Origin of the sequence: Hydrogenophaga sp., from assembly GCF_025699295.1 — a bacterium.
Lineage (GTDB): Bacteria > Pseudomonadota > Gammaproteobacteria > Burkholderiales > Burkholderiaceae_C > Hydrogenophaga.
On the sequence record NZ_JAILWB010000021.1, the window covers coordinates 84514 to 90739 of the forward strand.

The 6226-nt window shown below is 72.5% G+C and carries 6 protein-coding genes; 3 read left to right on the forward strand and 3 right to left on the reverse strand.

Annotated elements, in window-relative coordinates:
* Positions 1–12 precede the first annotated feature (12 nt).
* Positions 13–1188, reverse strand: a complete 1176-nt coding sequence (locus K5880_RS19770) for a zinc-binding alcohol dehydrogenase (RefSeq protein ID WP_297656458.1) — start codon at positions 1186–1188, stop codon at positions 13–15.
* Here K5880_RS19770 and K5880_RS19775 point away from each other — a divergent pair.
* From K5880_RS19775 to K5880_RS19785, 3 genes are read left to right on the forward strand one after another with little or no spacing between them, the layout of a single operon-like run.
* Complete coding sequence (locus K5880_RS19775; protein WP_297656461.1) at positions 1187–1957, forward strand: CDP-alcohol phosphatidyltransferase family protein; 771 nt, start codon at positions 1187–1189, stop codon at positions 1955–1957. The genes K5880_RS19770 and K5880_RS19775 overlap by 2 nt on opposite strands.
* Before the next feature lie 3 nt (positions 1958–1960).
* On the forward strand, positions 1961–2560 hold the full coding sequence (locus K5880_RS19780; protein WP_297656464.1) for a YceI family protein: 600 nt from the start codon (positions 1961–1963) through the stop codon (positions 2558–2560).
* A gap of 28 nt (positions 2561–2588) precedes the next feature.
* Complete coding sequence (locus K5880_RS19785) at positions 2589–4340, forward strand: sulfatase-like hydrolase/transferase (protein ID WP_297656467.1); 1752 nt, start codon at positions 2589–2591, stop codon at positions 4338–4340.
* A gap of 6 nt (positions 4341–4346) precedes the next feature.
* Here the strand turns inward: K5880_RS19785 and K5880_RS19790 are convergent, their stop codons facing one another.
* The gene (locus tag K5880_RS19790; protein ID WP_297656470.1) at positions 4347–5129 is read right to left on the reverse strand and encodes an FkbM family methyltransferase; all 783 of its coding nucleotides are present in this window, start codon (positions 5127–5129) and stop codon (positions 4347–4349) included.
* Positions 5130–5142: 13 nt separating this feature from the next.
* Entirely contained in the window at positions 5143–6063 is a 921-nt protein-coding gene (locus tag K5880_RS19795; RefSeq protein ID WP_297656473.1) for a LysR family transcriptional regulator, read from the reverse strand.
* Between the last annotated feature and the right edge of the window lie 163 nt (positions 6064–6226).

Here is a 6226-nt window from a genome sequence, read left to right on the forward strand (position 1 = left end):
GGCAGACGAGCCTTAGCGGAGTGGAGGTTGGGTCGCGGAGTGCCGCGGAACCGGCTTCGCCGGGCCGCTGGCGCTGTCCCCCTCAGAGGGGGAAGACGCCAAAGGCGGCGCAGGGGGTGCATCTGGATAGTCGATGCGCTGGCACAGGGTATCTGGCGCACCCGGGCCGGCCAGCCGCGCGAGCACCCGGGGCAGTTCGGCGAACGGAGCGGTGTCGGTGATGAGCTGGTCGAGCACGGGTTCGGTCAGCAGCGAGAGCGCGAGCTCCAGCCGCTGGCGGTGGCTCCAGCGCCCGCGCTGGCGCGTGGCGACGTGGCCGACCTGCGAGCTTTTGAGCGTGAGCCGCTGCGAATGGAAGGCCTCGCCCAGCGGTACGCTGACCGCGCGGCTGCCGTACCAGCTGAGTTCGAGCACGGTCGCCTCGAAGGCCGCCAGTCGCAGCGCGGTGGCCAGCCCGGCCGGCTGCGCGCTGGTGTGGACGACGGGATTCGCACCGCCCTGGGCCTGCGCCGGCAGCGCAAAGCCCGCGCCCAGCGCGGCGGCGATGCCCGCGCGCGCGGGGTTGGTGTCCACGACCTGCACCGAGCCCTCGGGCAGACGCGCCGCCAGCCAGGCCACCAGCAGGCCCAGCGTGCCGCCGCCCACCACCGCGATGCGGTCGCCCGGCTGGGGGTGGGCGTCCCACAGGGCGTTGACGGCGGTTTCCAGATTCGCGGCCAGCACGGCGCGCGCGGCGGGCACGCCCGCCGGCAGGGGCACCGCCGCCGCCGCCGGTACCTGGAACACCGTCTGGTGCGGATGCAGGCAGAACACCTCGCGGCCGACCAGCTCCGACGGCCCGGCCTCGACCACGCCCACGGCCACATAGCCGTACTTCACCGGGCCCGGAAAATCGCCAGCCTGGAACGGCGCGCGCATGCGCTGTGCCTCGCTGGCGGGCACCTCGCCGCGGAACACCAGGCCCTCGGTGCCCCGACTCACGCCGCTGTGCAGGGTGCGCACGCGCACCGCGCCCTCGGGCAGGGGCGGCAGGGTCTCCTCGCGGATCTCGGCGAGACCGGGTTTCACCACCCAGCAGGCCAGCGCGGTCACGGGAGCGGACGGATCGGCAAGGGACGGCATGAACGATTCGGGCGTGTGTGTGTCGGAACGGATGAGCGTGCCATGATCGCCCATCTTGCCACCCATGAAGACCGCCACCCCCTCCCATGCCCTGCCTGCCGCGCTTGAGCGCGATGCCGCGCGCGACCTGGCCGCGGTCGCGGTGCTTGTGGCCGCGGCGTCGGTGGCGCTGGGCACGGCCGCCGGTTTCGGTGCGGACTACAGCGCCAAGTCCGCCCTGGTCTACACCCTGGGAGCCTGGCTGGTGTGGCGCGGGCTGGCCGCGCACCCGCACCCGCGCTTCGGCCCGGCCAACCGGGTCACGCTTCTGCGCCTGGCCGCCATGGCGCTGATGGCGGCCCTGGTGGGCGAAGCCTTTCCCCGCCCGCCGCTGGACGGAGCGCCCATGGCGGCCTGGGCACTGGTGCTGATCGCCACCCTCACCGCCGTGCTGGACGCGGCGGATGGCGCGCTGGCGCGGCGCAGCGGCCTGGCCAGTGCCTTCGGCGCACGCTTCGACATGGAAACCGACGCGGCCTTCACCCTGGTGCTGTGCGCCCTGGTGCTGCAGGCCGGCCAGGCCGGCGCCTGGGTGCTGGCCGCCGGGCTGATGCGCTATGCCTTCGTGGCCGCGGCCCGTGTGTGGCCCTGGCTGGGCGCGCCGCTGCCGCCGAGCCGGCGGCGCCAGACCGTGTGCGTGGTGCAGATCACCGCGCTCATCGCCTGCCTGGGCCCCATCGTGCCGCCGGTCCTGGCGTCGGCGCTGGCACTGTCCAGCCTGGCGCTGCTGGCGATTTCCTTCGGCATCGACGTGCAACACCTGGCGCGCCAGCGCGCCACCCACCGGGAGACCTGAACCATGCGCCACCTTGTCCTGTCCACTTTCGCGCTCTGCGCCGCCCTGCTGGCGAGTTCACCGGCCCAGGCCCAGGCCGCACGCTACGAACTCGACCCCGACCACACCACCGTGGCCTTCCTGGTCGACCACGTCGGCTACGCCAAGGTGCTGGGCCTGTTCCGCTCGGCGCGCGGCAGCTACAAATTTGACGAAGCGACGGCCACGCTGTCCGAGGTGCGCATCGAGGTGGAGACCGCCAGCGTCTTCAGCAACCAGCGCAAGCGCGACGAACACCTCAAGGGCCCGGACTTCCTCAACAGCGGCGAGTTTCCCCGCATGGTGTTCACCGCCGGCGGCGCCCGGCGCACCGGTGACCGCACGTTCGAGATCGCGGGGCAGCTCGAACTGCTGGGAAAATCCTTGCCGCTCACGCTGCAGGCCACCTGGAACAAGAGCGCCGAGTCGCCCCTGGGCGGGCCGCTGCGCAAGCCCTACGTGATGGGCGTGTCGGCACGCGGCAGCTTCAAGCGCAGCACCTACGGCATGAACTATGCGGTGGCCAACGGCTGGGTCGGTGACGAGGTGCCGCTGATCATCGAGTTCGAGGCGGTGCGGCAGTGAAGCCTGCCGCTGTCGCGAAGCACACGGCTTGAACACCGCCCCGCCCTGCGACGTGCGAACAGTCGCGCCCCGCGCCGCGCTGGCGTGGCTGCTGCGTTTTGGCGCAGCGTTCGTGCTGCTCAACACGCTGCTGACCTTCGAGAACCTCTGGCCGGGCTTTGGCGTGCGCACCATGCCGCGCCTGTCGTTCGAGCTGTGCCTGGCGGTCGTGGCCCTGATGGCCTGGGTTGCCTGGCGCGGCCGGCTGTCCGCGCGCGCGGCGACGCTGCTGGCCCTGGGCTTCGTGGCGCTGGTGGTGGCGCGCTATGCGGATGTGACCGCCCCCGCCGTGCTGGGTCGCCCGGTCAACGTGTACTGGGACGGGCGCCACGCCCTGGAGCTGCTGCGCGTGGCGGCGCAAGCGGCACCAGCCTGGCAGGTGGTCGCGGCCCTGCTGGTGCTGCCACTGGGCGCGCTGCTGATCGGGGGGCTGGCGCGCGCGGCCATCGTCTCGCTGTCGCGGTGTCTGCAATCGCGCGCGCCACGCCCCTGGCTGCTGACCGCGGTGGCGGCGCTCACGCTGAGCTTTGCCGCCTACGAGCCCGATCGGCGCGACACGCGCTGGTTCTTCTCCCTGCCGCTGGCGCCGACATTGCTGCACCAGGCCCGCCTGCTCGCCGGCGTGTGGCTGCCCGGGCGCGACGACGCCGTGCTGGGCGCCAGCCCGGCGTTCGACGGCACGCTCTCAGGGCTCGTCGGCGAGCACGGCCCGGCGGACGTGCTGCTGGTCTTTGCCGAGTCGTACGGTGCGGGCAGCTTCGACCAGCCCGCGCAGGCCGCCGCGCTGGCCGTGCCGCGCCAGGCGTTCGTGCAGGCGATCCAGGAAGGCGGCCGCGCCGTGGTCTCGGCGCGCGTGAGCGCGCCCACCTACGGCGGCGCATCCTGGCTCTCGCACGCCGCGCTGCTGGCCGGTGTGGACACGCGCGACCCCGCCGCCCATGACCTGCTGCTGACCAGCGACCGGCCCACCCTGGTGCGCCATTTCGCGCGCCACGGCTACCGCACCGTGGGCTGGATGCCCGGCCTCAAGCGCCCCTGGCCCGAGGGCGCGTTCTACGGCTTCGACCGCCTGGCCGACGACGCCGGCATCGGCTACGCCGGGCCGGATTTCGGCTACTGGCGCATCCCCGACCAGGCCGCCATGGCGCTGCTGCAGGCGCAGGAGCTCGGCGCCGCGGCGGTCCCACAGGGCCACACACCGCGCTTTGCCGTGTTTCCCACCACCAGCACCCACGCGCCCTTCCACCCGCTGCCGCCGTTCGTGCCGGACGCCACGCGCCTGCGCGGGCCCGACGCGTACACCCCCGAACAGGTCAGCGCCGCGCGGGCCGCGCCGCTGTCGGCGCGCGACGCCCTGCCCCGCTACCTGGAGAGCCTGCGCTACCAGTACGCGTGGCTCGCCCAGCTGCTGCGCCAGCCCTCACCCCGGCCGCTGCTGATGGTCATCGTGGGCGACCACCAGCCGCCGGCGCTGGCCGGCGGGCGCAGCGCGTCCTGGGACGTGCCGGTGCACGTGGTCAGCGACGACCGTGCCCTGCTGCAGCGCTTGCTGGGCAATGGCTTCGTGCCCGGCGTCGAGCCGCCCGGGCAGGCGATCGGCCCCATGCACGGGCTCACGCAGGTGCTGCTGAACGCCTTCGATGGGCCGGGCGCGCACGGGCCGGTGGGCATCGAGCAGGTCGCCGCACCGCCCGCCACCCTGATCCATCCACAGCTCCCGGCGGCAGCGCCGGGCTCCTGAACGCCGTCAGCCCGGCAGCCAGGCGTGCACGTCGCCCGAGGGGGCGTTGACCGGCATCGCGCGCAGCCAGGCCCGCAGCGCATCCGCCGGTTCGCCCGCGGGTTCCAGCAGACGCAGGCGTTCGCCCAGCGACACCGCGTACCGGTAGCGCCCCGGTCCGGCCAGGTCTTCGATCCGGTCGATGCAGCCCAGCGCCAGGTCGCGCACGGCGGGCAGGAACTCGAAGGACAGCGCCGGTACCGGCTGGCTCAGCCCGAGCAGCACCTGCAGCTCGAACCCTTCCACGTCGATCTTGATGAAGTCGGGCACGCCGTGCCTCGCGATCAGCGCGTCCAGCGTGGTGACTTCCACCATCGGCCCCGCTTCCCAGCGCACGTCCCGGAAGGACGGTGCCGCGCCCGCGCGCCGCACGAAATCGGCCGACAGCGTGGCCACCGTGGGCGTGCGCGGGCTGGCCATGAGGCGCGCCTGCCCGGGTGCGCTGCCCAGGGCCTGCGGCAACAGCGTGACCTGGGCATCGCCGCCAAAGCGGCGTTGCAGCAGTTGCACGAAGTCGGGTTGTGGCTCCAGCGCGACCACGCGCGCGCCCAGTTGCCGGAAAGCCGCGACCCGGTTGCCCGCGTGCGCGCCGACGTCGAACGCCAGCCCGCCCACTGGCACGAAGCGTCGGTAAAAGCGCCGCAGCTGTGCGCCGCGCCAGGGAATGGCGCGGTAGATCAGCAGCGAGCGCAGCAGGCCGAGCTGGCGGTCAAAGCGCTCACCCAGGGACAATTCGGCGCGAGATGGCATTCCGGCGATCATGCTATGGAACCGGCCCCCGGACCCACCCCCGGATCGTTTCAACCACCAGCTCGGACACCTCTCCCATCACAGGGTCCTCGAGCAAGGCGGAGCGGCTCCAGAGGTAAATGGGCCGCGGCATGGGCACGCCGGGCATGGGCAGTTCCACCAGATCGAAGCGCGCGGCCAGACGGCGCAGCGGGAAGCGCGGCAGCACCGCCAGGTGCTGGCCCTGGGCCAGCATGTCCAGCAACATGGATGCATCGCCCAGCACCGTGATCTCGGCGCGCAGACGCTGCACGCCCACCGCCTCCAGCTTGCCGCGCACGTCCTGATCGAACGGCGAGGCGGTACCCAGACTGATCCAGGCGCGGTCGTCCACATCCTCGGCGCGCAGCGTGGTCTGGCGCGCCAGCACGTGCCGCCGCCCGCAGAACACGCCGAGTTCGTCGTCCGCCAGCAGCTGGCGCACGATGCCCGGTGGCGGGTGCTCCAGCCAGGAAGGCGCGATCACGAAGTCGTGCCCGCCGTCGATGAGCTGCTCCAGCAGCAGGTGGGGCCGGTCGCTCTGCACGGCCAGCGCCAGATCGGCGAAGTGGCGCAGCAGCACCGGCGCGAGTTCGCCCAGCACCGCCGCACCCACCACCGGCCCCGCGCCCAGGCGCACCTGGTGCCGGATGCCGCCGCGGTGCCGTGCCGAGACCTCAGCCGCATCTTTCAGCCGTCGCGCGATCGCGCGGCCCTCGCGCGCGAGCATCTCGCCCAGCGGTGTGCTGCGCACGCCGTAGCGGCTGCGCTCGAACAGCCGCCCGCCAGCCTGCATCTCCAGCGTCTGCATGTTGTGCGTCAGCGTGGGTTGCGTCAGGTGCAGATGCCGGCTGGCCTGCGTGATGGAGCCCTTCTCCAGGATGGCGGCGAGCTGAACCAGGTGTCTTGGATCCATAGGAATATTTATATTTGGCGAGCAATTTTCAATTTTACGGATGTACAGCGAGGGCCTAAGCTTCGCCAGAGCCCCCTCGGGCCGAATGAAACCCCAACACCAGGAGACGGGGTGACCTCGTTTCCGGTGCAGAAAGCCGGTTTAGCAGCTGAGGGTTAACCCG